Raw genomic sequence first — 22397 nt, forward strand, 5'->3', positions numbered from 1 at the left:
CCAAAGGAGGGCGCAGGGTACCCCCGGGGGACGCGGTGACGGTCCGTAGGCACGGCGCGTGGCGGCGCGGAACGTACGCCGACCAGCACTCCCACCATGGACGGCGTGGCTCCGTGGCGGGACCATGAGACATGGAATTCCTCTGTTACCACCGGGACCGGATCGGCTCCTTGCCGCTGCGCGAACAGCTTTTGACGGAGCATTGGGCCTACATGGACCGGTACGCGAAGGAGATGATCGCCCGGGGCCCGACGTTCGCCGCCGACGGTGACACCCTCACCGGCAGCCTGCACGTCCTCGACCTGCCCGATCCCGCCGCCGCCCGCGCGTTCGCGTTCGACGAGCCCAACTACCAGGCCGGCGCGTACCGGGACGTGCTGCTACGGCGATGGCGCAACACGTTGGGGCGCACCATGTGGGACTTCCCCGGCGGCCGGCTCGGCGGCAACCGGTACCTGGTGCTCGGCCTCGGTACCGGCGAGGCGGCCGACCTCGCGCCGCCATCCGACCGGGACGAGCTGATCGCCTACGGTCCGTTGCTGTCCGACGACGGTTCCGCCTGGTTGGGCACGGCGGCGTTGCTCCGGGCACCGGATCCGGGCTCGGCGCGCGCCGTGCTGTCGCCCGAGCGGTACGCCGACATCGAGGTGCACGACTGGGAGTTCGGCGGGCGGAGGTGAGGACCGTGGCGGTCGAGGCGGGCCGGGCCGGCGACCGCGGCCAGCTGCGCCCGAGCCCGTCCCGTTCGCCTCACACCAACGATTCGAGCGGTACCTGCGGGTCGGCGAGGGCGTTCGGGTCGGGTCGGGCGTCGGAGCTGACGAGCTGTTGGATCTGCTCGGTGACGTCCCAGACGTTGACGTTCATGCCGGCCAGGACGCGTCCCTCGCGGAGCCAGAAGGCGATGAACTCCCGCTTGCCGACGTCGCCGCGGCAGACGACCTGGTCGTAGGAGCCGGGCGGGGCGTAGCCGGAGTACTCCATGCCGAGGTCGTACTGGTCGGAGAAGAAGTACGGGATCCGGTCGTAGCTGATGTCCTGGCCGAGCATGGCGCGGGCGGCGGCCGGGCCGCCGTTGAGGGCGTTGGCCCAGTGCTCGACGCGCAGCCGGGTGTCGAGCAGGGGGTGGAGGGCGGCGGCGACGTCGCCGGCGGCGTGGATGGCCGCGTCGGAGGTGCGCAAGGAGGCGTCGACGGCGATGCCGCCGCCGGCGGCGCGGTCGACGAGGGCGAGCCCCGCGGCCTCGGCGAGCGCCGTGCGCGGGGCGGCACCGACGGCGACGAGGAGCGCGTGGGCGGGGTGTTCCTCGCCGTCGTCGGTGCGGACCGAGACGACCATGCCGTCCTGGCCGACGATCTCGGTGAGGCGGGCGCCGAAGTGGAAGCGGACGCCGTGTTCGACGTGCAGGTCACGGAAGACCACGCCGAGTTCCGGGCCCAGCGCTCCGTGCAGCGGGGTGGGTTCCGGTTCGACGATGGTCACCTCCGCGCCGTACTCGCGGGCGGCGGCGGCCACTTCGAGGCCGATCCAACCGGCGCCGGCGATGACGAGGTGCCCCTGGTCACGGCCGGTCTTCGCGAGGACCTCGCGCAGTTGCTCGGCGTGGGCGAGGTTGCGCAGCTGGTGGATGCCGGCGACGCCGGCGCCGGGGACGTCCAGGCGGCGCGGTTCGGCACCGGTGGCCAGCAGCAGCCGGTCGTAGCGGACGGAGGTGCCGTCGGCGAGGCGCACCGTCTTCGCCGCCCGGTCGAGGTGGACGGCGGGCTGGCCGAGGCGGAGTTCGACGTCGGCCTGCTCGTACCAGTCGGGCGCGTGGACGAAGACGCTGTCCCGGTCGGCCTTGCCCGCGAGGAACTGCTTCGACAGCGGCGGACGCTCGTAGGGGCGCTCGCCTTCGTCGCCGAGGACGATCACCCGGCCGCCGAAGCCTTCGGCGCGCAGGGTTTCGGCTGCCTTGGCGCCGGCCAGTCCCCCGCCCACGATGACGAACGTCTCGTCCGTGTTCACCACTTCCTGCCTCCTTGTTGCCCGGTCCGTCTCGTGGACGTGCCTGTGGTTCGTCCGCCGGGGCCGTGGACGCCGCGCGGCGGCTGGTGCAGCCGCCTGGACGTTGCGCCGACGGCTGGTGCCGAGGATCCCGCACGCCGGGGCGAGGCCGGAAGATGATCTCCACCAGATGGGCGAATCACCCCCGGGAAGACGACGCTTGGGGGTGAGGGGACGGCGGGCGTGGTGCGTGCGGACGACTGCCTGGTGGCCGGATCGGGTCGAGTGGTGGGAACGGGTCGGGTGGTGGGAACGGAGAGCGCAGGCCCAGGTCACGGCCGGATTCGCCAGGTGGTGTTGGGTGATTGGAGGATCGTCCCACCACCTTCTTTGTATCATTTGCCAATACAGCGGCCAGGCACGACGGAGGAGACTTTCGGCCACGCCGCGAGCCGTTGATCCGGTGCATCCGCTCCATCCGGTGCATCCGTGGGGCCGGCGTGGTCACGTACACCGACGAAGCACGGGAGGGGCCGCACGTGAGCGTGCAGCAGTACGACGAGATCGGTGAAGCATTCGAGGGGTTCAAGGCCCTGCCACTGGTGCGTTACGGGGAGGTGCCGAGCTTCCTGGGCATGGTCGGGGACGTGCGAGGCAAGTCCGTTCTGGACGTGGCGTGCGGGACCGGCTTCTACAGCAGGGAGTTCAAGCGGCGCGGCGCCACGGACGTCTTCGGTGTCGACATCTCCGCCGAAATGATCGCCGTTGCCGAGGAGTTCGAGCGACGCGAGCCGCTGGGCGTGCGGTACGAGGTCGGTGACGTGGGCGAGTTGCGGTCCGTCGAGCGGCGCTTCGACGTCGCGGTGGGCGTGCAGTGCCTGAACTACGCGGCGGACGCGGTGGAGTTGGAGCGGATGGCCGCCAACATCCACCGGAGCCTGGTGCCTGGCGGCGAGTTCTTCGTGTTCGCCCAGAAGCCGGACTACGCGTTCGACTGCCCGTCCCTCGACACATACGGGTTCCGTTGCGAGCCGACCGGCGAGGAGACCGAGATGGGTCCGCGGGTGCGGGTCACGGCCCTCCTCGAACCGGAGCCGATCAGCATCGTCGCCACGGCACCGCGTCGCGAGGTCTACGAGGAGTGCCTGCGGGCGGCCGGGTTCAGTGCGGTGGAGTGGGTTCCGCTCCAGGTGTCCGCGGCCGGCATCCGCGAGTTCGGCGAGGATTTCTGGGCGGACGCCCTTGCGCACCCGCCGCTGGAAATGCTGCGCTGCCGGGCCTGACCGGTCGCTCGGCCGGTCGGTAGTTCAGTCGGCCGGCCAGGCAGCCCGTCGGTCGCCCGGTCAGGCCATGACTCCGAGCCCTCCGGGCCGAGGAAGCCCGCCGCTCCGGTGCGTCATGCCCCGGGGCGGCGGGCCTGCCGCTCACCGGACCGATACGGACCCGACGCGGATCCGGTACGGGCCCGCGCCCGGCACCACCCCGCCCCGCCCGGCCGGCGGCCCGGCGTCCGGTTCGACGGCCATGTGGCGCCCAGGAGTACCCCAAGTCGTCGCAAAACTTGGGTAGTTGCGCCCTCCTGGACTCTTGACTCCGGCTTTGGTCTAGTCCAACTCTTGTCGGTGATCGGTCACGCACTTCGCTCTTCCTCCCCCCACGGAAGGACCGGACACCTGATGAGGATGTCGACCCGAATGGCCCTGGCCGCGGCGGCCGCCGGCGCCCTGTCCCCCCTCGCGATCCCCACCGCCAACGCGGGCACCGTGCACCCGCACACGAGTCAGCCGACCGTAGGCGTCAGCGCGACGCAGTTCGCCCCGTACGTGGACATGAGCAACTCCGGCGTGTCCCAGCTCGATGCCGCCATCACCGGTCACGGCCTGAAGACCTACAGCGCCGCCTTCACCATCGGCGCCGGTTGCAACAACATCTGGGGCGACACGCTCCCCGTCGGCAACGACCCGAACATCGACCCGGTGATCGCCAAGGCCAAGTCCGAGGGTGCCAGCGTGATCATCTCGTCCGGCGGCGCCGGCGGTCTGCCGTTGGCCTTCACCTGTACCGACCAGAGCCAGATCGACGCGGGCTACCAGAAGGAGATCACCGCCTACGGCGCCGACGCCCTGGACTTCGACATCGAGGGCGCGGCCGTCGCCGACACCGCGGGCGTGGCCCGGCAGATGACGGCCATCAAGGACCTCAAGGCGAACAACTCCGGACTGACCGCCTCGGTGACGCTGCCGGTGCTGCCCACCGGACTGACCGCAGACGGCGTCAACGTGCTGAAGGCCGCCAAGGCAGCCGGCGTGAAGCTGGACAACGTCAACGTGATGACGATGGACTACGGGCAGGGCACCGGTACCGACATGGGCGCGGCGGCGATCAGCGCCGGCAAGGCCACCCTGGCGCAGATGCAGTCCGTGGACCCCGGCTACGACTACGCGAACCTCGGCATCACCCCGATGATCGGCGTGAACGACGACGGTTCCACCTTCAGCCTGGCCGACGCCGCCTCGGTGGCGAGTTGGGCGGCGGGCAACGGGGTCGGCCGGATGTCCTACTGGTCCGTCAGCCGCGACCAGGCGTGCGGCTCACTCGCGCGGACGGCGCCCAAGGGCCGCATGGGCGCCGCGCAGCTCATGAAACCGGCGGCCTCTCCGGTGTGCAGCGGCGTCTCCCAGTCGCCGTTCGCCTTCACCGACGCGCTCAAGAACGGCTGACGGAAGCGGCGACGCTGCTCTCCGGTGGTTGAACCCGCAGGTCAGAGCGTGGTTCTGAGCTGCGGGTACGGTCGTCACTCGGCGTTGGGCGCGCTCGCTCGGGTTGCGCCACCGGGAGCCGGCTCGGTGGCGGGGTGCGGGGCGTCGCGTCGGGTGAGCGCCCACAGCGCGAGCCCGGCACAGCTGAAGGCGGCGCCGAGCCCGCACACGGCGCCCCAGCCGGCCGCCGTGTAGAGGGCGGTTGCGGCGAGGGCGCCGGTGGCGCTGCCGATCGAGTAGAAGACCATGTAGCCGCCGATCAGCCGGCTGCCCGCGTCCGGGTGCAGGGCGTAGATCAGGGTCTGGTTGGTGACGTGCACCGCCTGCACGGCGAGGTCGAGGAGGACCACCCCGACGACCAGGGCCCACAGCGAGCTGCGGGTGAGGGACAAGGGCAGCCACGAGGCGGCGAGCAGCGCCAAGGCGATGCCGGTGGTCCGGCCGGACAGTCCGCGGTCGTTGAGGCGGCCCGCCACGGTCGCGGCGAGGGCGCCGGCGACGCCGATCAGTCCCAACGCCCCGATGGCGCTGTGGGACAGGAAGTACGGTGCGCCGCTGAGCGGCAGCGCGACGCTGCTCCACAGGGTGCTGAAGGCGGCGAAGACCAGGAGGCCGAAGAGGGCCCGGAGCCGTAGGAGTCGTTCCCGTGCGAACAACGTGGCGGTGGAGAGCAGGAGTTGACGGTAGGTCAGGACCCTGACAGGAGCGGTCCTGTGACGGGGCAGTACGCGGTGGAGCACCAGGGCGAGCAGGGCGGTGAGTGACGCCGAGGCGAGGTAGACGGAGCGCCAGCCCGCGAGATCGGCCAGCAGGCCGGACACGGTGCGGGCGAGCAGGATTCCGACGACCACGCCGCTGGTGACCAGACCGACCACCCGTCCGCGCCCGGCGGGCGGGGCCAGTGAGGCCGCGAAGGCCACCAGTGTCTGGGTGACGACCGCGAGGAGTCCCGTTGCGGCCATGCCTGCGAGCAGGACCGCCGCGGTGCGGGCGGCGGCCACCACGGCCAGCGCCACCACCAGGAGCAGTAACTGGGCCACGATGAGCCGCCTGCGGTCGGCCACGTCGCCCAGCGGCACGAGGAAGAAGAGTCCCAGGCCGTATCCGACGTGCGTGAGCGTCACCACGCTGCCGACGAGTGCCGGGCTCAGGGCGAGGTCGTGCCCCATGGTGACCAGGAGCGGCTGGGAGAAGTAGACGTTGGCCACCGCTGCCCCGCAGGCGACGGCGAACAGGATGACGACGCGACGGGACAGGACGAACCCGGATTCCTCCTCGTTGCGGGTCTCGGTCCGTCGTGTCACGGCCTCACCGTTGCCTGGCATCAGTACTCCTCCGCGATTTTCGCGATTTTCGGTTTCAACTTGCTACCAGTTGGGACGGTAGCCTTCTTGGTAGCATGTTGCAACTATCTTGAAAGGGAGGGCCGGCACATGGTGAACCGGACGCGCTTCGACGACAGCGCATGCCCCGTCGCCCGGTCGGTGGACGCGATCGGCGACTGGTGGTCGCTGCTGATCGTGCGGGACGCCTTCGACGGGAGTCGGCGCTTCGGGGAGTTCCAACGCAGCCTCGGCGTCGCGAAGAACATCCTCACCGCGCGACTGCGGGCCCTGGTCGCCGGCGGAGTTCTCGCCTCCGTCCCCGCTTCGGACGGCAGCGCCTACCGCGAGTACGTGCTGACCCCGAAGGGCGAGGCGCTGTTCCCCGTCATCGTGGCCCTGCGGCAGTGGGGCGAACAGCACTTCTTCTCCGCCGGCGAACCCCACTCGGAGTTGGTCGACCGTCAACAGGGGCGTCCCCTCGACGCGTTGGAAGTGCGGTCGGCGGACGGGCGACGGCTGGGACCCGACGACACCCTGGTCCACAAGGTCTCGGAGCAGTGACCACGACAAATGTCATGCCGGGGCGGGGGTTGCCCGGCCCTACCGGGAGGAGGGGCGGGCCGCGAGGCTGGGGAGGACCATCCCAGCCCTTGGAGGACCCATGAGGTTCCTGTCGCGCCGTCTCCTGCCGCCGGTGCTCGCCCTCGGCCTGACGTCCGTCGTCTGCCTCGGCGCGCCCGCGCCGCCGGCCGCGGCATCCGAGGCGTCGGGGCGCCCGCTGGTGGCCACCGAGGCGGGACTGGTGCGCGGCGTCGACCACGGCGCCTACCGGACGTTCGCCGGGATCCCCTACGCGGCGCCGCCGGTGGGCGCGTTGCGGTGGCGCCTGCCCGCCCCGGCCCGACCGTGGTCGGGCGTGCGGGACGCCGGCCGCCCCGGCAGCCCGTGCCCGCAGGCAGCCAGCCACGAGGTACACGGCGGGAGCACCAACGAGGACTGCCTCTACCTCAACGTCACCGCCCCGCGCACCGACCGGCACCGGCCGCTGCCGGTGGTGGTCTGGCTGCACGGCGGCGGGTTCCTCAGCGGCGCCGGCAGCAGCTACGACGCGCACCGCATGGCCGAGCGCGGGAACGTGGTCGTGGTGACGCTCAACTACCGGCTGGGGATCTTCGGCGACTTCGGCTACCCGGGGCTGGCCGGCTCCGGTGACTTCGGACTGGCCGACCAGCAGGCGGCGTTGCGCTGGGTCCAACGCAACGCCACCGCGTTCGGCGGCGACCGCCACAACGTGACGCTCGCCGGAGAATCGGCCGGCGGAATGAGCACCTGCACCCAGCTGACCTCGCCGAGCGCGGCCGGACTGTTCGCCAAGGCGATCGTCCAAAGCGGGCCCTGCACCCTCGACTTCGGCAAGAACGCCGTCTATCCGGGCGTCGCAGGCTTCTCGCCGTGGACCTCGCTGCCGGCCGTGCAGTCCGCGGGCCGGCAGGCCGCCGGCACGTTGGGCTGCGCACAGGCATCGCGAGCGCTGGCGTGCCTGCGCGCCAAGCCCGCGGCCGAACTGCTGCGCGCGAACCAGGACTTCCAGCAGGTCTCCTACGGCACTCCCCTGGTGCCCCGGCGGCCGGCGAGCGCCCTGCGCGACGGCCGGTTCCACCGGGTTCCCGTGCTGCAAGGCAGCAACCGGGACGAGATGCGGGCCTACGTAGCCGCCCTGCAACAGAACCAACCGATCACCGCGGAGTCGTACCGCGCCCTGTTGCGGGACACCTTCGGGGACCGGGCCGGGCGCCTCGCGGCGGTGTACTCCCCGACCGCGTACGGCACACCGGCACTGGCCTGGGCGGCGCTGAACACCGACCGCGTCTTCGCCTGTCAGACGCTCGCCGCGGATCGGTTGCTGGCCGCGCACACGCCCACCTACGCCTACGAGTTCGCCGACCGCGACGCGCCCGGCATCGGCTACCCCACGTCCCCACAGCTGCCGTTGGGCGCGGCCCACGCCACTGAGCTGCCCTACCTGTTCGACCTGGGCGGGCGACACGCCTCGTTCACCGGGGCGCAGGAGGCGCTGGCCGCGGACATGACCGACTACTGGACGGCGTTCGCGCGAAACGGCGCACCGGGCGGGCGGGGGCTCGCGCCCTGGCGGCCGGTGTCGGCCGGCGCCGCCGCCCCCTACGCGCAGCAGCTCGACACCGGTGCTGGCGGGATCCACCGCGTGGACCTCGCGGCCGCACACCATTGCCGGCTCTGGCCGCAGGGGTGAGGTGGGGGAGCCTCGGGCGGGCCCAAGGGTCCCGAGGCTCCCGGGGCGGCGCCGGAGGTGGTTATGGGCCAGTTGGGTCCTCGTGGTCGGTGCGCTGCGGGGCGCCTTCGAGGCGGCCCGTCACCACCAGGTTGCCGTCCGGGGTGCGCCGGGCGAGGGCGCCGGTGCGGAAGTAGCCGTCGGCGGTGAAGGCGCGTGCGTCGTGCTCCGGAGCGCGGTAGTGGCCGCGCGGGATGTACGGGCCGCGGGCGAGGAGTTCGCCGGTCCCGCCGTCGGGCACGTCCGCGTCGTCGCCGTCGACGAGGCGGATCTCGTCGTCGGGCGAGAGGGGTCGGCCCAGGGTGGTGAGCACGGTCTCGTCCGGATCGGCGGGGCGGGTGAGGACGAGCGGCCCCAGGGCCGTACCGAAGACCCGTTGCAGGCCGCATCCCCAGGCGGGGCCGATCCGTTCGGCGGTCGCACGCTCCAGGGACGCGCCGGCGACCTGCACGAGCCGCAGACTGCTCACGTCGGCCCGGCCGTCGGGCGGTGCGTCGAGCCAACGCCGCACGACGGCGGGCGTCACGGACGTGAGGGTGACCCGTTCCCGTTCGACGGCCGCCAGGCACTCCTCGGGTTCCGGGCTGTCGGCCAGGACGACGGTGCCGCCGACGGAGAGGGTGCCGATGATGCCGGGCGCGCCGAAGGCGACGTTGGCGTCGGCGGGCAGCGCGGCGAGGTACACGTCGTGTTCGGTGAGGGCGACCAGTTCGGCGGCGGCCCGTGCCTGGTAGACGTAGTCGTCGTGGGTGCGCGGGACGAGCCGGGGCGCCCCGGTGGTCGCGCCGGTGGTCAGGAAGAACGCCACGTGGTCGGCGCTCTGTGCGCGCGGCGGCTCGGGTGGGGCGTCGATGGAGGCCAGCGGGAAGTAGTGGCAGCCCGACCGGTCGGTCGCCAGGCCGCCGTAGGGGGACGAGGTGCCTGGCGCCTCGTAGGTGAAGACCCGCCGCAGGAACGGTCCTTGGGTCGCGATCTCCGCAGCCATCGCGGTGTGGTCGAAGCCCTGGGACGTGGCCGGGCCGACGTAGCCGGTGGCCTCGGTGACCCGCACGAGGTGGGAGACCTCGGATGTCCGGTGCGCCAGCGGGCAGAGGACGGGGACCGCGCCGACGCGCATCAGGGCGAACACGGTGACGACGAACTCGGGGACGTTCGGCAGCTGGACGACGACCCGCTGCCCGGGTCGCAGACCGCGCAGGCGGAACCCGGCGGCCGTGCGGTCCACCCGCCGGTTCAGCTGCCCGTACGTGAGGCGGTCGGTGCCGTGCACCAGCGCGGTCCGGGGTCCGTGCTCCAGGGCCCAACCGCGCAGCAGGTTGTCGAGCGTGTTGCCGCGCCAGTGCCCGACCGCCCAGTAGCGGTCGACGAACACCTCGGGCCACGGCGTACAGCCGTCGAGTAGGGATGTCATGCGGGTCTTCCTGTACGAGGTGGGGGCGGTGCGGCGGTGCGCGCCCGTGCCGTGTCCCGTTCCCCGGACTGGCTGCGGCCCACGCCGTCGTGACCCTGACCAGCCAAACCCTCCACCCCGCCGTGCGCAAGGTGCGGTCCCGACCATGCCGGCGGAGCTCCCTCGGCGGAAGGTCCAAGGCACGCCGCTGACCTGGCGGTTGTCGAGGCTCACGGGTCTGGTCGCGCCCCGTCAACCGTGCCTGTGGGCGTTGAGCCGTGCGGCCTGGCGCAGCAGGTGGTCGCGTTCGGCGAGGTTGGACGCCTTGTCGGCGGCCTCGGCGTAGAGCCGGGCCGCCGTCGCCGCGTCGCCGGCGCGCTCGTGGAGGTACGCCGCCGCCGCGGTGTGGCGGGGCAGTGCGGGGTCCAGCTCCGCGAGCGCGGCCAGGCCGGCTTGCGGGCCGTCCGCCTGGCCGACGGCGACCGCCCGGTTGAGGCGTACGACCGGACTGTCCGTCAGGCGCGCGAGTTCGTCGTACCACTCGACGATCTGCACCCAGTCGGTCTCCTGCGCGGTGCGCGCGTCGGCGTGCAGGGCGGCGACGGCCGCCTGGGCCTGGAACTCGCCCAACCGGTCGCGGGCCAGGGCCGCCTGCAGCAGCTCGACGCCCTCGGCGATCGAGGCGGTGTCCCACCGGCTGCGGTCCTGTTCGGCGAGCGGCACCAGGCTCCCGTCGGGCGCGGTCCGGGTGGCGCGTCGGGCGTGGTGGAGCAGCATGAGGGCGAGCAGGCCCGCCACTTCGGGGTGGTCGATGGCGGCCGCGAGCTGCCGGGTGAGCCGGATGGCCTCGGCGGCGAGGTCGACGTCGCCGGAGTAGCCCTCGTTGAAGACCAGGTACAGGACGCGCAGCACGGTGGCGACGTCGCCGGGCCGATCGAAGCGCACGGCGGAGACGGTGCGCTTGGCCCGGCTGATGCGCTGCGCCATGGTCGCCTCGGGCACCAGGTACGCCCGCGCGATCTGACGGGTGGTCAGGCCGCCGACGGCGCGCAGGGTGAGCGCGACCGCGGAGGCCGGCGTCAGCGAGGGGTGGGCGCAGAGGAAGTAGAGCTGGAGCGTGTCGTCCCGCGCGGACGCGGTGCCGGCCGCCGGCTCCTCGTCGAGGCGGTCCTCTCGCCGGCGGCGGGCGGCGTCCGCCCGGGCCGCGTCGAGGAACCGGCGCCAGGCCACGGTGACCAGCCAGCCCTTCGGGTCCCTCGGCGGGTCGTCGGGCCAGACCCGGACCGCCTCCACGAGGGCGTCCTGCACCGCGTCCTCGGCCGCCGCGAAGTCGGCTCCGCGGCGGACGAGGAGGGCGAGCACGCTCGGCGTGAGGCCGCGGAGCAGGGCGTCGTCCATCGGTCCGGTCACTCCGTGATGGTGGGGGGCGCGCTCAGGAAGGGGCGCAGCTCAAGCCACTCGTGGATCGGCTCGCCGCCGGCCCCGGGGGCGGCCGACAGTTCCCCGGCCAGTTCGACGGCGCGCTCGTAACTGTCGACGTCGATCACCATCCAGCCGGCGATGAGGTCCTTGGTCTCCGCGAAGGGTCCGTCGGTGACCGGCGGGCGGCCCTCGCCGTCGTACCGGACGAAGGTGCCCTCGGGGGAGAGCGCCTGGCCGTCGACGAACTCGCCGGTCTTCTCCAGCCGCGCCGCGAAGTCCTGCATGTACTGCACGTGCGCCGAGATCTCCTCGGGCGTCCAGTGGTCCATCGGCACGTCGTTGACCGCGGCCGGGGCACCGCGGTAGTGCTTGAGCAGCAGGTACTTGGCCATGATGACTCTCCTTGATGCTGGTGGCGCCCATTGTGGGCGCGTTCACCACCGGGGACGAAGCCGTCCGGGGATTCTCGACATCGGCGCCGAGATTTCTTTGGTTTTCGGTGGACGGGGCTGCTGGGCCAGCCGGCGGGCCCGGTGCGTGTCCGGTCGGGCACGCACCGGGCCGGCCGCTCATCGCGCGCTGCTGTGCACCGGCCGCGGGGTGGTGATCAGCACCCCGAGCACCGCCACCGCCAGGCCACCCGCCGCGACCAGGCACCAGGCCGGTCGGACCGCCTCCTCGAACGCGGCGGCGTGGGACAGCGGGCGTTGGTGCAGCCCGGCGGCGAGGATCGCGCCGAGCACGGCGACGCCCAGGGCGAAGCCGGAGCGGCCCGCCGTGGTGAACAGCCCGGAGGCGAAGCCGGCCCGGTCGGCCGGCAGGCCGGAGACCGCGGCGCTGATCAGCAAGGGGGCGGCCAGGCCGACGCCGAGGCCGAAGAGCAGGTAGTCGACCAGGAGCAGAATCCCGGGGGCGTTGACGCTCGGCAGGGTGAGCAGGGCCGCGCTGCTCGCCAGGGCCAGTCCGGCCGTCACCAGCAGGCGCCGGGTGCCGTACCGGTCGGCCAGGCGTCCGGCCAGCGGCGAGCACCCGCCGAGCACGATCGACGTGGGCAGCATCCACAGGCCCGCCTGGAGGGCGGACAGGCCCTGCGGGTGCTGGAGGGAGAGCGACGTGAGGAAGAAGAAGCCGCCGAACGTCCCGAAGACGCCCATCCCCGCGACGATGGCGCCGCTGAAGCGCGGATCGCGCAGCAGGTCGAGTTCGAGCAGCGGCTCGGGACAGCGCCGCTCCCACCACAGCAGCCCGCCGCAGGAGACGACGACGAGCGCCAGGCACCCCGCGATGACCGGATCCGCCCAGCCCTTGTGCGGGACCTCGATGACGGCGTAGGCCAGCGCCCCGAGGAAGACGACCACCAGGAGTTGTCCGACCACGTCCAGGCGTCGCGGCTGCACCGCCCGGGACTCCGGCACGGACCGGGCGGTGAGCGCCATCGCCAGCAGGCCCACCGGCAGGTTCAGCCAGAACAGCGGACGCCAGCCGATGCTGTCCACGAAGAGACCGCCCAGGAAGGGCCCCACGGCCAGGCCCAGGCCGTAGGCGGACATCCACACGCCCATCGCGCGGGCCCGCTCCGCCGTGCCCGGGAACGCCTGGGCGACGAGGGAGAGCGAGACCGGTGACAGGCTCGCCGCGCCCACGCCCTGCACCACCCGGAACACCACCAGCGACTCCAGTGACCCGGCGAGCGCGCACAGCACCGAGCCGGCGGTGAAGACGGCGAAGCCGATCTGGAGCACCAGCCGCCGCCCCACCCGGTCGCCGACCGAGCCGAACAGCAGCATCAGGGCCGCCATCGCCAGGCTGTAGGAGTCCAGTACCCACTGCATGCCGGCGATCGTGGCCCCGAGTTCCGTCTCCATGGCCGGCAGGGCGACGTTGATCGCGGTGATGTCGATGCCGATGGGCAACAGGGCACCGCAACACACGACGAGCACCACGCGCCGTTGCCGGGTTCCGGGGACGAGCTCCGTCATGTGCGACCTACCCGTGGGTTGCTTGGCGAGGCCGTACCCGCGCCTCCCGTCCAGAATCCCGGGCAGCCGCCGACCCTCGCAGCAGTGACACACGGTGCGGTCCGCGGGCCGGGAGCAGGCAGCGGCCGGGCGCGTCCTGCGCGGGCGCGCCGGTCCGCGGCGCAGCGGGTCGCCGCGGTCACCCCGCGGGCGTCACTTCCGGCCCGGTCCCGGGGCGGTGGGAACGGCGGACAGGCCCGCTCTGTTGGTGAGGTAGACCAGGCCGTCGGCCACGACGGGTGCGTAGGTGTCACCCAGCGCGCCGCCCGTCCGCACGCTCCACCGCTTGGTGCCGGTGGCCGCGTCGACGGCGTGCAGGGTTCCCTGGGCCTCGGCCCGGTTCCCCACGTACACCGTGCCGTCGGCGACGGCCGGGGTCGTCGGACGGAAGTCGCCGGCGGTGCCGTAGGTCCACTTGCGCCGGCCCGTCGTGGGGTCCAGGGCGTGCAGGAGGCCGTCGCGGCCGCCCACGTAGAGGATGTCGGCGGTGACCACCGGGCACGAGGGACGGTCGTTGTCGTCGGGTGTGGCGCCGCCGCCCAGGGGGGCCGTCCAGCGCTGTGCGCCGGTGGCCGCGTCGAGGGCGTAGAGGCGCTGGTCGTTGTTGGGGACGTAGACGGTGCCGTGGGCCACGGCGGCGGTGGCCCGGAAGGTGCCGCCGGCACCGAACGCCCACTTCTTGGCGCCGGTGGCCGCGTCCACGGCGTAGAAGTGCTTGTCGTCGCCGCCGACGTACACCGTCCCGCCGGACACCGTCGCGGTGGACAGGACGAAGTCGCCCGTGGGGAAGGCCCACTTCTGGGCTCCGGTGGCGGCGTCCACGGCGTGCAGGTTCTTGTCGAGGCTGCCGACGTAGACCAGTCCGCCGGCCACGGTGGGATCGCAGCCGATGTCGTCGCCGGCGGCGAAGGTCCACCGGGTGCTGCCGTCGGCGCCGTTCAGTGCGTACAGCTTGCCCTTGGCGCCGACGGCGAAGAGGGTCCCGGCGGCGGCCGCGAGCCAACCGCTGCCGACCTGGGGGTCCGGGACGGTGAGGGTCGCTCGTTGCTTGCCGGTGCGGGCGTCCACGGCGTGGATCGTCGCACCGTCCATGAGGTACAGGACGCCTCGGGAGAGCACCGGCCCCTTCGGGATGATCATGGGGGCGTCGAAGCGCCAGGGGCGGGCGTCGGCCAGCGCCAGGGAAGGGGCGCCCCCTTGCCCGCCCGCCGCGGTGGACGGTTCCTGCTGGTCGCCCCAGGGCAGCAGGGCCAGGCCGGTGCCCGCGCCGGCGACGAGGGCCGCGCCGAAGGCGAGCCGCAGGGCGCGGCGTCGGCCGAGCGACCGGGGCTGCGTCGGCTCCGGACCGTCGGTCGGCGGGTGCGGGGGCCGGGGCGGTGTGGCGGTCCGGGTGGGGAGTCGGTGCGGGTCGGGAGACGGGTTCGGCGCGGTGACCGGGGCGGTGACCGGGGCGAGGGGCGGCGTCGGGTCGACGGCCGTGGGGTCGGGGGTGGCGGCCGTGGCGGCCGGGGTCGGGAGGGCGCCGGCCGTGGCGGTCGGCGTGCGCAGTGCGTCGTGGACCTCGGCCGCCGACGCCGGGCGGTCCGAGGGGGCCTTGGCCAGCAGCCGGATGACGAGGTCGTCGACGGCGGCCGGGATGCCGGGGCGCAGGGTGCCGGGCGCGTCGGGCGCCTGTTGGACGTGGGCGGCCATCATGGCCACCGGGTCGGATGCCTGGAACGGCGGTACGCCGGTGAGGAGTTCGTGCAGCACGCAGCCGAGGGCGTACAGGTCGGTGCGGGCGTCGCCGCCGTGTTCGCGGAACCGCTCGGGGGCCATGTAGGCGAGCGTGCCCATGACCTTGCTGGACTTGTCGGTGGCCGCCATGAACCGGGCGATGCCGAAGTCGAGGACCTTGACGTCGCCCTCCGCGGTGAGCATGAGGTTGGCGGGTTTGAGGTCGCGGTGCACGATGCCCGCGTCGTGGGCGGCCGCCAGTGCGGCCGCGGCCTGGGCGGCCCAGTCGGCGGCGACGGGCACCGGCGGCGGCCCGTCCTGCCGCAACACGGCCGCCAGGTCCCGGCCGACCACGAATTCCATCACCAGGAACAGCGTGCCGTCGCCGCGGTCCCGGCCGACGTCGTGGACGGTGACGACGCCGCGGTGGTTCAGTCCGCCGGCCGTGCGCGCCTCGCGGAAGAACAACTCCGCACCCGCGGCGTCGCCGTGGTGCGGTGGCAGGAGTTTGATCGCGACCCGGCGTTCGATCACCCGGTCCCGGCCTTCCCACACCTCGCCCATGCCGCCCCGACCCACGAACCTCACCAGTTCGTAGCGGTCCCCCAAAACGCGCACAGTCACCCTTCCCGCGCCGTCGTCGGCGCCACGCCCCTCGCCCTGTGGCCGGAGCCCATTCAACCCCACCCGCATCGGACCCTGCCGAGCGGTACGGAGCCCGTCCGCCACCGCGGTCGGCCGGCCGCCGCGCGGTGCGACGGCGGCCGGCCGACAGGGGCGCGCCCCGGCGCGGGGGTCAGGCGTGGTCGGGGAGGAGGGAGAAGACCCGCGCGGGGGCGAGCCGGGCCGCTCCGTCGAGGCCGGCGAGGCTCATCACGACGCTGAAGCCCACGAGTTGGGCGCGGCATTCCGCCACGAGGCCGGCCGCGGCGGCGAGGGTGCCACCGGAGGCGAGGACGTCGTCGACGACCAGGACGCGTTCGCCGGGTGCGAAGGCGTCCTGTTGGAGTTCGAGGGTGTCGGTTCCGTACGCCAGGTCGTAGGCGGCGCTGAAGACCGGGCCGGGCAGTTTGCCCTTCTTCCTGGCCAGGGCCAGTGGACGATCCGCGACGGCGGCCACGGTCGTGCCCAACACGAACCCGCGCGCTTCGACGGCGAGCACCCGGTCGAACTCCCCGTCGTAGGCGGCGGCGAGGGACTCGGCTATCCGGCGCAGTAACCGGGGCTGCGCGAAGACCGGGGTGAAGTCCTGGAAGTTGATGCCCGGTTTGGGGAAGTCGGGGAAGGTCCGCAGTGCGCTGCGGAGCTCGTCGGCGACCGTGGTGGGCTGCTGCATGCCGGTGTCCTCTGCTGGGTGGGGCGGCCTGACGAACCGGCCGCCGGCGGAGCAGGGCGCTCCGGAGCTGGGTGACGCCCCGCTTGGACGTGACCGCGCGTGGCGGTGGGGCACGGTGCCAGGCGCAGCGGACGCAGCATAACCACCGGAGCGCGCCACCCGGCCGTGAACGGTGCCGCCCGGCACGGACCGGTCCGGCACGTCGGGCCCGAACGCCGCGGGGCGGAGGCGGCCCCGCCCCGACGGCACGGCAAGTGCACTGCGCGCAGGGGCGGTTGGCGCGGTCCGGGCGGGCCGGGCGTTGTGGCAGGGTGACCGCCATGAAGGACACATGGGGGACGGCGAAATCGGTCGGGGTGGTCGCGGCACTGCTGGCGACGGCGACCGCGGTGGTGGCGGGGGTGCACGACGCGCACCGCACGCAGGTGCACGAGGACGGCCGGGCCTGGGCGGCGGCGTACTACCCGAAAGTGCGGGCCGAGGTCGCCGCCGAGGAACGGCAGCGTCGCGAGCGGGAGCAACGGGCCCAGGAGGAGCGGCGCAGTCGGCCCGGCTGCGGGTCGGGGCTGCCGCAGCCCGGGTGCCCGGACGCGGGCGGCCCACTGTTCACGAAGTTGCGCGCCTACCGGCTGACGCCGTGCAGCCAGGTGGCGGGGCGGGAACATCCGGGCTGGTACGAGGAGGACTGGCGGCGCGGGTGCGAGGAGGGCCGGCGCGCCCGGCGCTGACGCCGGCCCCGTCAGGAGAGGGCATCCGTGGGTGGCCCGGCGTGGTCCGGGCCACCGGCGGATGCCCTCTCCGCGTTCCCGCGTGCCGCATTCCGCTTGCCTTTCCTAGGGTCCCTAGGTTTAACCTAGGGACCCTAGGAAAGCGGGAGGGCGCATGGTGCGGGCCGGATTGACGGCGGAGCGGGTGACGGTGGCGGGCGCCGAAGTCGCCGACGAGGTCGGGTTCGACCAGGTGACCATGGCGCGGGTCGCGCGGCGGCTCGGTGTGCAGGACGCGAGCCTGTACACGCACGTCCGCGGCCTGGCGGACCTGCGCGGACGGATCGCGCTGCTGGCGGCGGACGAGAAGACCGTCCGGATCGCGGAGGCGACCGCGGGGCGGTCCGGCAAGGACGCACTGGTGGCGTTCGCGGACGCCTGGCGGGAGTACGCCCGCGCGCACCCGGGTCGCTACGCGGCCACCCAGACCCCGATCGACATCGACCCCGAGCTGGTGGCGAAGGCGGCCGGCCCGCGGCGCGCGGTGGAGTTGAGCTACGGCGTGCTGCGCGGCTACGGGTTGACCGAGCCGGACCTCACCGACGCGGTCCGCTTGCTGCGCAGCACGTTCCACGGGTTCGTCGCGCTGGAGGCCGCGGGCGGGTTCGCACACGCACGGCCGTCGCAGCGCTCGTGGGAACGCGCCCTCGACGCCCTGCACGCCCTCCTCGCGCACTGGCCCCCGTCCCCCGAAGGAGACTCCTGATGACCACCCCGACCCTCCCGACCACCGGCGAGCTACGGGTCGACGGCGCGACCCTGCACTACGAAGTGCGCGGCCGGGGACCGCTCCTGCTGCTGATCCCCGGCGGCACGGGCGGCGCCGCCGCCTTCGACGCCGTCGCCGACGAACTGGCCACCACACACACCGTGGCCACCTACGACCCGCGCGGCATGTCCCGCAGCACGCTCGACGACCCCGAGGCCGAGCAACGGGTGGCCGAGCACGCGGACGACGCGTTCCGCCTGCTGGAGCTGTTGTCGCCCGACGCGCCCGCCCGGGTGTTCGGCGCCAGCTCGGGCGGGATCGTCGCCCTGCACCTGCTCACCGCCCGGCCCGAACGCGTCGAGCGCGTCGTGGTGCACGAGCCGCCGGTCGTCGAGGTCCTGCCGGACGCCGCCGTGCACCGCGCCCTGCTCGCCCGCGTCCAGGCGACGTTCCGGAGCGAGGGGTTGCTGCCGGCGATGGCGGAGTTCGCGGCGGGGCTGGCGAAGGACGGCGGCACCGCGGCACCGCGGGCCGAGGTCGAACTGCCGCCGCAGGCCGCGGCGCGGGCCGAGCGGACGATGGCCGACCTGCCCTTCTTCGTCAGGCGCATCGTCCCCGGCTTCATGTCCTACGCCCCCGACCTCGAACGGCTGGCGGCCCTGTCGGACCGGCTGGTGTTCGCCTGCGGCCAGGACTCCCGGGGCGAGTTGCCCTACCGTCCGGCCGCGCTGCTGGCCGAGCGGTTCGGCTGCGAGCTGCGGCACTTCCCCGGCGGGCACACCGGCCTGACTACGCATCCGGTCGAGTTCGGCGCCCTGCTGCACCAGGCGGTCCGCGACTGATCCGCGTCCGCGGCGGGCGCGCGCACCCGGTCCGCGCGGCCCTCCGCGTCCGCCGGGCGGTCCCGGAGCACCTGCGTCACGCCCCTTCCTTCCGTGTCGTGCGTGCCGCAGAATCCCGGACGGCGGTCGGCGACCGCCGACCCGAGTGACGTCGAGCCGCTGTCATTGGAGAGCCACCATGCCGCTGCGCCGCGCCGTGTCGAGCCTCGCCCTCGGGGTGGCGGTGCTGAGTGCCGTCTGTGGTGCCGGAACCGCCGCGGGGTCGGCCGCGGCGGTGGGGGCGGTCGCCCGGGCCACGTCGTCGGCCGACCGGGCGGCCGACTGGCCCGTGCCCACGGCCACCGTCACCTCGCGCACCGGGCGGACGTTCTTCGCCGACCGGGACGGCCGGGCGCTGCCGCTGCGCGGCCTCAACCTCGGCAAGACCGACACCGTCACCGAAGCGCACCTCGCCGACCTGGCGGGCCACGGCTTCAACCTGCTGCGGCTCAACGTCCAGTGGGAGAAGGTCGAACCGCGGCGCGGACACTACGACGCCGGCTACCTGCGCTACCTCGACCGGGTCCTGGGCTGGGCCGACCGCTACCGGGTGCTGATGCTGGTCGACTGGCACCAGGACGTGTTCGGTCCGACGTTCGGCCACAACGGCATTCCCGCCTGGGCCGCCCGCACCGACGGCCTGCCCTTCGAACCCAACCCCGACGACTGGTTCGCGGAGTACTTCCAGCCGGCCGTCCAGGCCGCCTTCACCCACCTGTACGACGACGCCGACCTGCGCGCGGCGCAGCGCGCCGCGTACGTCACGGTGGCCAAGGCGCTGCGCGGCCACCGGTCCCTGTTGGGGTACGACCTGTTCAACGAGCCGTTCGGGCCCGTCCCGGGTGATCCGACCGATCCCGACGACCAGGTGCGCGCCTCCGCCACGCTGGAGCGCGGGCGGTTGGCGGCGATGTACCGGCGGTTGATCGGCGCCGTGCGCTCCGTGGACCCCGATGCCTGGCTCTTCGTCGAACCCACCGTCCTGGTCGGCCAGGGCGTCCCCACCAGCCTGCCCGGCTTCCACGACCCGCGGCCCGGCGCGGCCCGGTTGGGGTACGCCCCGCACTCCTACGACACCGCCGTCGAATCGGGCGCCGACTGGGACCCCTCGGGCCGCTTCATCGAGCGCTACGAGGCCGCGGTCCGCGACTACCCCGCCCGTCACCGGCTGCCGGTACTGGTCGGCGAATGGGGACCGCCCCAGGCCCGCACGCCCGGCAACGCGGAGCTGATGAAGCGTCAAGTGTCCTCGTTCGGGGGCTTCGCCGCGGGGTGGGCGCTGTGGTACGACTGCCGCGCCACCGGGGGTGGCGGCTACTGCGCCTACGACCGCGACGGCGTTCCCGCCCCCGGCAAGGAGCCGGCGTTCGGCCCGTACGCAACGGCGGTGGCGGGGGTCCCCGGTGCCGAATCCGCCGGCCCGGCCACCGGGACCTACACCCTCACCCTGACCGCCGACCGCACCACGCGGCGTGCCTGGACGGTGCTGTCCCTTCCCGACGCGGCCTTCCCGCACGGGCCCCGGGTACGCGTCACCGGCGGCGGCCCGGTCGTGGTCGTGGTCGCGGACGGGCCCGGACGGACGAAGCTCCGACTGCCGGCGGCGCGGCCGGGGGCCACGGTACGAGTGACGGTGACGGATCGCTGACGTAGCGTCATATCGAGGTCGTCGGGACGGGCGTGTGGCCGCCTGTGTCGGGGCGGGGCGGTCAGGGGTCGATGCCCGGGAGGTAGGTGTTGGCGGCTCGGGCGGCGGCGGCCAGGTCGGGGATCTCGACGACGGTGATGCCGGCAGCGGTCAGGATGCCCAGGCCCTGCCGGGCGGCGACGAACAGGGACGGTTCGCGCCAGGCGTAGACGACCCGGGGGATGCCGGCCGCGGCGATGAGGCGGGCGCAGGGGGCGGGGCGTGACCTGCGCAGACCACAGGGTTCCAGGGAACTGTAGAGGGTGGCGTGGGCCAGTCGGGGGTCGTGCGGGTCGAGTTTGGCCAACGCCGCCTCCTCGGCGTGTTGGTGGTCGTCCGCCTCGCGTGAGTGGCCGCGGGCGATCTCCTCGCCGTGGTGGTCGACGACGACCGCGCCGACGCAGAAGGCGGTGGTGGATCGCGGGCACTTGTGGGACAGCGCGATCGCTTCGCCGAGCCAGTGCCGGTCCTGTCGGGTCGGCTGGCCGCGGTGGGTGCTCATCCGCCCTCGCCCCGTTTGGCCAGGTAGCGGACGAAGGCGACGTCGCCCACCGGTGTGACGTCGGCGAGGTGCAGCCGGCGGGCGGTGTCGTGCGGGAAGGCGCCGGGGCCCACGAAGCGCGGCGCGCCCGCTTCGCCGACGAAGAAGGGGGCGAGGGCGAGGTGGACCTCGTCGGCGAGGTCCTGGACGAGGAACTGGGTGTGCAGGGTCGTGCCGCCCTCGACCATGAGGGTGCGGATGCCGCGGCCGCCGAGGTCGTCGAGGAGCAGGCCGAGGTCGAGGGGGTCGCCGGCGGCGGACACCTCGGCGACGTCGCCGAGTTCCGCCGCCAGGGTGGGCAGGGCCGGCCGGGGACAGTAGACGATCTTGTCGCCCGCGGTGGTGAAGAAGGCCAGGGACGGGTCGAGGCCCTTGGTGGTGACGGTGACCTTCGTGGGGTGTTCGGGGCGTCCCTGGCTGCGGCGGCGGGCCCTTCGGGCGGCCGAGCCGATCAGGAGCCGGGGGTTGTCGCGCCGGACGGTGGTGGCGCCGACCAGGATGGCGTCGCAGGTGGCGCGGACGTCGTCGACCCGGTCGAAGTCGGCGGCGTTGGACAGGCGCAGCCGCCGGTCGCTGGTGTCGTCCAGATAGCCGTCGAGGGACATCGCGGCGCTGAGCAGGACGTAGGGGCGTGGTGCGGTGGCGGGCTGGTCAGTCGCCATCGACGACCCAGGAGGGTGCGGTGCCGCGCATGAAGGTGAGGTAGTGGGCGGTGGAGTCCTGGAGGATGCGTTGCGCGTCGCGGCGGATGGCCGGCTCCCACCAGTGGCCGTAGAGCCGGTCGAAGGGGTAGGGGCGGACGGCTTCGACGACGCGGTGGACGCCCTGTTCGGGCAGGGGCAGGCGGTTGGGGGCGCTGTAGAGGAAGGCCACCCGGTCCTCGCCCGGGGAGATGTTGATGGTGTCACCGGTGAGCAGGAGGCCGCGGCCTTCGGCGCCGGCCGCCCAGTGCAGCACCGAGCTGCCCGGGAAGTGGCCGCCGCACTGGACGAGGGTCACGCCGTCGGCGATCGGCAGGGTGCCCTCCCAGGTGGTGACCAGGGGTTCGGTGGCGGCGGGTCGGGAGAGCCAGTGGATGTCCGCCTGCGGCAGCAGGATCTCGGCGTCGAAGGCTTGGCTCCAGGCGACGACGGCCCCGTAGAAGTGGGGGTGGCTGGAGCTGATGGCGCGCAGGCCGCCGGCGTCCCGCACGGCCTGGATGGCGGCGTCGTCGATGTAGGGCGACGGATCCCACAGGACGTTGCCTTCGTCGGTGCGCAGGAGGAGTCCGCGCTGGCCGATGCCGATGACGGGTTCGGCGCCGATGCCGACGAGGCCGGGTTCGACCTCGCGCACCTGGCTGTGGAAGCCGTCGGCCTTGAGGCGGTCGAGGGTGGACCAGCGCTGTCCGCCTGCGGGGACCCACTGCCGGTCGTCGGCGCAGACGACGCAGACGGTCGGGGGTTCGTTCCCTTCGTGGTAGTCGTGGTTTCCGCAGGTCAGGCAGATCCAAGGCACGTGGGTGTCCTCTCCTGTGGGGGTGGGGTCACGTCGGGCGTGGTGGCTGCGG

General features: G+C 73.5%; 20 protein-coding genes. 9 read left to right on the top strand and 11 right to left on the bottom strand.

Features of this window, described 5'->3' with window-relative positions; all coding sequences use genetic code 11:
- The first annotated feature begins 131 nt into the window (after positions 1-131).
- Positions 132-680, top strand: coding sequence for a YciI family protein (locus ABD385_RS23485; protein ID WP_344579384.1), 549 nt, complete (start codon positions 132-134; stop codon positions 678-680).
- A gap of 70 nt (positions 681-750) precedes the next feature.
- Here ABD385_RS23485 and ABD385_RS23490 read toward each other — a convergent pair whose 3' ends face one another.
- Positions 751-2010 (bottom strand): NAD(P)/FAD-dependent oxidoreductase, encoded by a 1260-nt coding sequence (locus tag ABD385_RS23490; protein WP_344579388.1) that lies wholly within the window; start codon positions 2008-2010, stop codon positions 751-753.
- 515 nt (positions 2011-2525) lie between these two features.
- Here ABD385_RS23490 and ABD385_RS23495 point away from each other — a divergent pair.
- Together ABD385_RS23495 and ABD385_RS23500 are read left to right on the top strand one after the other, a co-directional pair.
- Entirely contained in the window at positions 2526-3269 is a 744-nt protein-coding gene (locus ABD385_RS23495) for a class I SAM-dependent methyltransferase (protein ID WP_344579391.1), read from the top strand.
- 393 nt (positions 3270-3662) lie between these two features.
- On the top strand, positions 3663-4706 hold the full coding sequence (locus ABD385_RS23500) for a chitinase (protein ID WP_344579393.1): 1044 nt from the start codon (positions 3663-3665) through the stop codon (positions 4704-4706).
- 74 nt (positions 4707-4780) lie between these two features.
- On the opposite strand, the gene ABD385_RS23505 is transcribed toward ABD385_RS23500, so the two are convergent.
- Positions 4781-6070 carry an MFS transporter gene (locus tag ABD385_RS23505; protein ID WP_344579394.1) on the bottom strand — a complete coding sequence of 430 codons (1290 nt, stop codon included), beginning with the start codon at positions 6068-6070 and terminating at the stop codon, positions 4781-4783.
- A 108-nt stretch (positions 6071-6178) separates the two neighbouring features.
- Here ABD385_RS23505 and ABD385_RS23510 point away from each other — a divergent pair, with 108 nt between their 5' ends.
- Together ABD385_RS23510 and ABD385_RS23515 are read left to right on the top strand one after the other, a co-directional pair.
- Positions 6179-6631 (top strand): winged helix-turn-helix transcriptional regulator, encoded by a 453-nt coding sequence (locus ABD385_RS23510; RefSeq protein ID WP_344579396.1) that lies wholly within the window; start codon positions 6179-6181, stop codon positions 6629-6631.
- Positions 6632-6731: 100 nt separating this feature from the next.
- Positions 6732-8342: a carboxylesterase/lipase family protein gene (locus ABD385_RS23515; protein WP_344579398.1), complete on the top strand. Its 1611-nt coding sequence runs from the start codon at positions 6732-6734 to the stop codon at positions 8340-8342.
- A 61-nt stretch (positions 8343-8403) separates the two neighbouring features.
- On the opposite strand, the gene ABD385_RS23520 is transcribed toward ABD385_RS23515, so the two are convergent.
- The 6 genes from ABD385_RS23520 to ABD385_RS23545 all read right to left on the bottom strand — a co-directional run bounded on the left by ABD385_RS23520 (position 8404) and on the right by ABD385_RS23545 (position 16263).
- On the bottom strand, positions 8404-9792 hold the full coding sequence (locus ABD385_RS23520; RefSeq protein WP_344579400.1) for a (2,3-dihydroxybenzoyl)adenylate synthase: 1389 nt from the start codon (positions 9790-9792) through the stop codon (positions 8404-8406).
- A 231-nt stretch (positions 9793-10023) separates the two neighbouring features.
- A complete protein-coding gene (locus ABD385_RS23525; RefSeq protein WP_344579538.1) occupies positions 10024-11169 on the bottom strand; it encodes an RNA polymerase sigma factor in 1146 nt (381 codons plus the stop codon).
- Positions 11170-11177: 8 nt separating this feature from the next.
- Positions 11178-11585, bottom strand: a complete 408-nt coding sequence (locus ABD385_RS23530) for a YciI family protein (protein ID WP_344579402.1) — start codon at positions 11583-11585, stop codon at positions 11178-11180.
- 177 nt (positions 11586-11762) lie between these two features.
- Positions 11763-13172, bottom strand: a complete 1410-nt coding sequence (locus ABD385_RS23535) for an MFS transporter (RefSeq protein ID WP_344579403.1) — start codon at positions 13170-13172, stop codon at positions 11763-11765.
- Between the two features lie 192 nt (positions 13173-13364).
- Complete coding sequence (locus tag ABD385_RS23540; RefSeq protein WP_344579405.1) at positions 13365-15551, bottom strand: serine/threonine-protein kinase; 2187 nt, start codon at positions 15549-15551, stop codon at positions 13365-13367.
- A gap of 172 nt (positions 15552-15723) precedes the next feature.
- The gene (locus ABD385_RS23545) at positions 15724-16263 is read right to left on the bottom strand and encodes an adenine phosphoribosyltransferase (protein WP_344579406.1); all 540 of its coding nucleotides are present in this window, start codon (positions 16261-16263) and stop codon (positions 15724-15726) included.
- A 320-nt stretch (positions 16264-16583) separates the two neighbouring features.
- Between ABD385_RS23545 and ABD385_RS23550 the strand changes: the two genes are divergently transcribed.
- The 4 genes from ABD385_RS23550 to ABD385_RS23565 all read left to right on the top strand — a co-directional run bounded on the left by ABD385_RS23550 (position 16584) and on the right by ABD385_RS23565 (position 20268).
- Positions 16584-16991 (top strand): hypothetical protein, encoded by a 408-nt coding sequence (locus ABD385_RS23550; RefSeq protein WP_344579408.1) that lies wholly within the window; start codon positions 16584-16586, stop codon positions 16989-16991.
- A 154-nt stretch (positions 16992-17145) separates the two neighbouring features.
- Positions 17146-17736, top strand: a complete 591-nt coding sequence (locus ABD385_RS23555) for a TetR/AcrR family transcriptional regulator (RefSeq protein ID WP_344579410.1) — start codon at positions 17146-17148, stop codon at positions 17734-17736.
- On the top strand, positions 17736-18581 hold the full coding sequence (locus tag ABD385_RS23560; RefSeq protein WP_344579412.1) for an alpha/beta fold hydrolase: 846 nt from the start codon (positions 17736-17738) through the stop codon (positions 18579-18581). The genes ABD385_RS23555 and ABD385_RS23560 overlap by 1 nt, the downstream gene beginning before the upstream one ends.
- Positions 18582-18759: 178 nt before the next feature.
- Positions 18760-20268, top strand: a complete 1509-nt coding sequence (locus tag ABD385_RS23565) for a cellulase family glycosylhydrolase (RefSeq protein WP_344579414.1) — start codon at positions 18760-18762, stop codon at positions 20266-20268.
- A 61-nt stretch (positions 20269-20329) separates the two neighbouring features.
- Here ABD385_RS23565 and ABD385_RS23570 read toward each other — a convergent pair whose 3' ends face one another.
- Genes ABD385_RS23570 through ABD385_RS23580 form a run of 3 tightly spaced genes read right to left on the bottom strand, consistent with a single transcriptional unit; the run spans position 20330 to position 22345 of the window.
- Entirely contained in the window at positions 20330-20809 is a 480-nt protein-coding gene (locus tag ABD385_RS23570) for a deaminase (protein WP_344579416.1), read from the bottom strand.
- Positions 20806-21510, bottom strand: a complete 705-nt coding sequence (locus tag ABD385_RS23575; RefSeq protein ID WP_344579418.1) for a RibD family protein — start codon at positions 21508-21510, stop codon at positions 20806-20808. Before ABD385_RS23575 ends, ABD385_RS23570 begins: the two co-directional genes overlap by 4 nt.
- A complete protein-coding gene (locus tag ABD385_RS23580) occupies positions 21500-22345 on the bottom strand; it encodes an MBL fold metallo-hydrolase (protein ID WP_344579420.1) in 846 nt (281 codons plus the stop codon). Before ABD385_RS23580 ends, ABD385_RS23575 begins: the two co-directional genes overlap by 11 nt.
- Positions 22346-22397 lie beyond the last annotated feature (52 nt).

The sequence above is a fragment of the Streptomyces lunalinharesii genome (assembly GCF_039532155.1).
Lineage (GTDB): Bacteria > Actinomycetota > Actinomycetes > Streptomycetales > Streptomycetaceae > Streptomyces > Streptomyces lunalinharesii.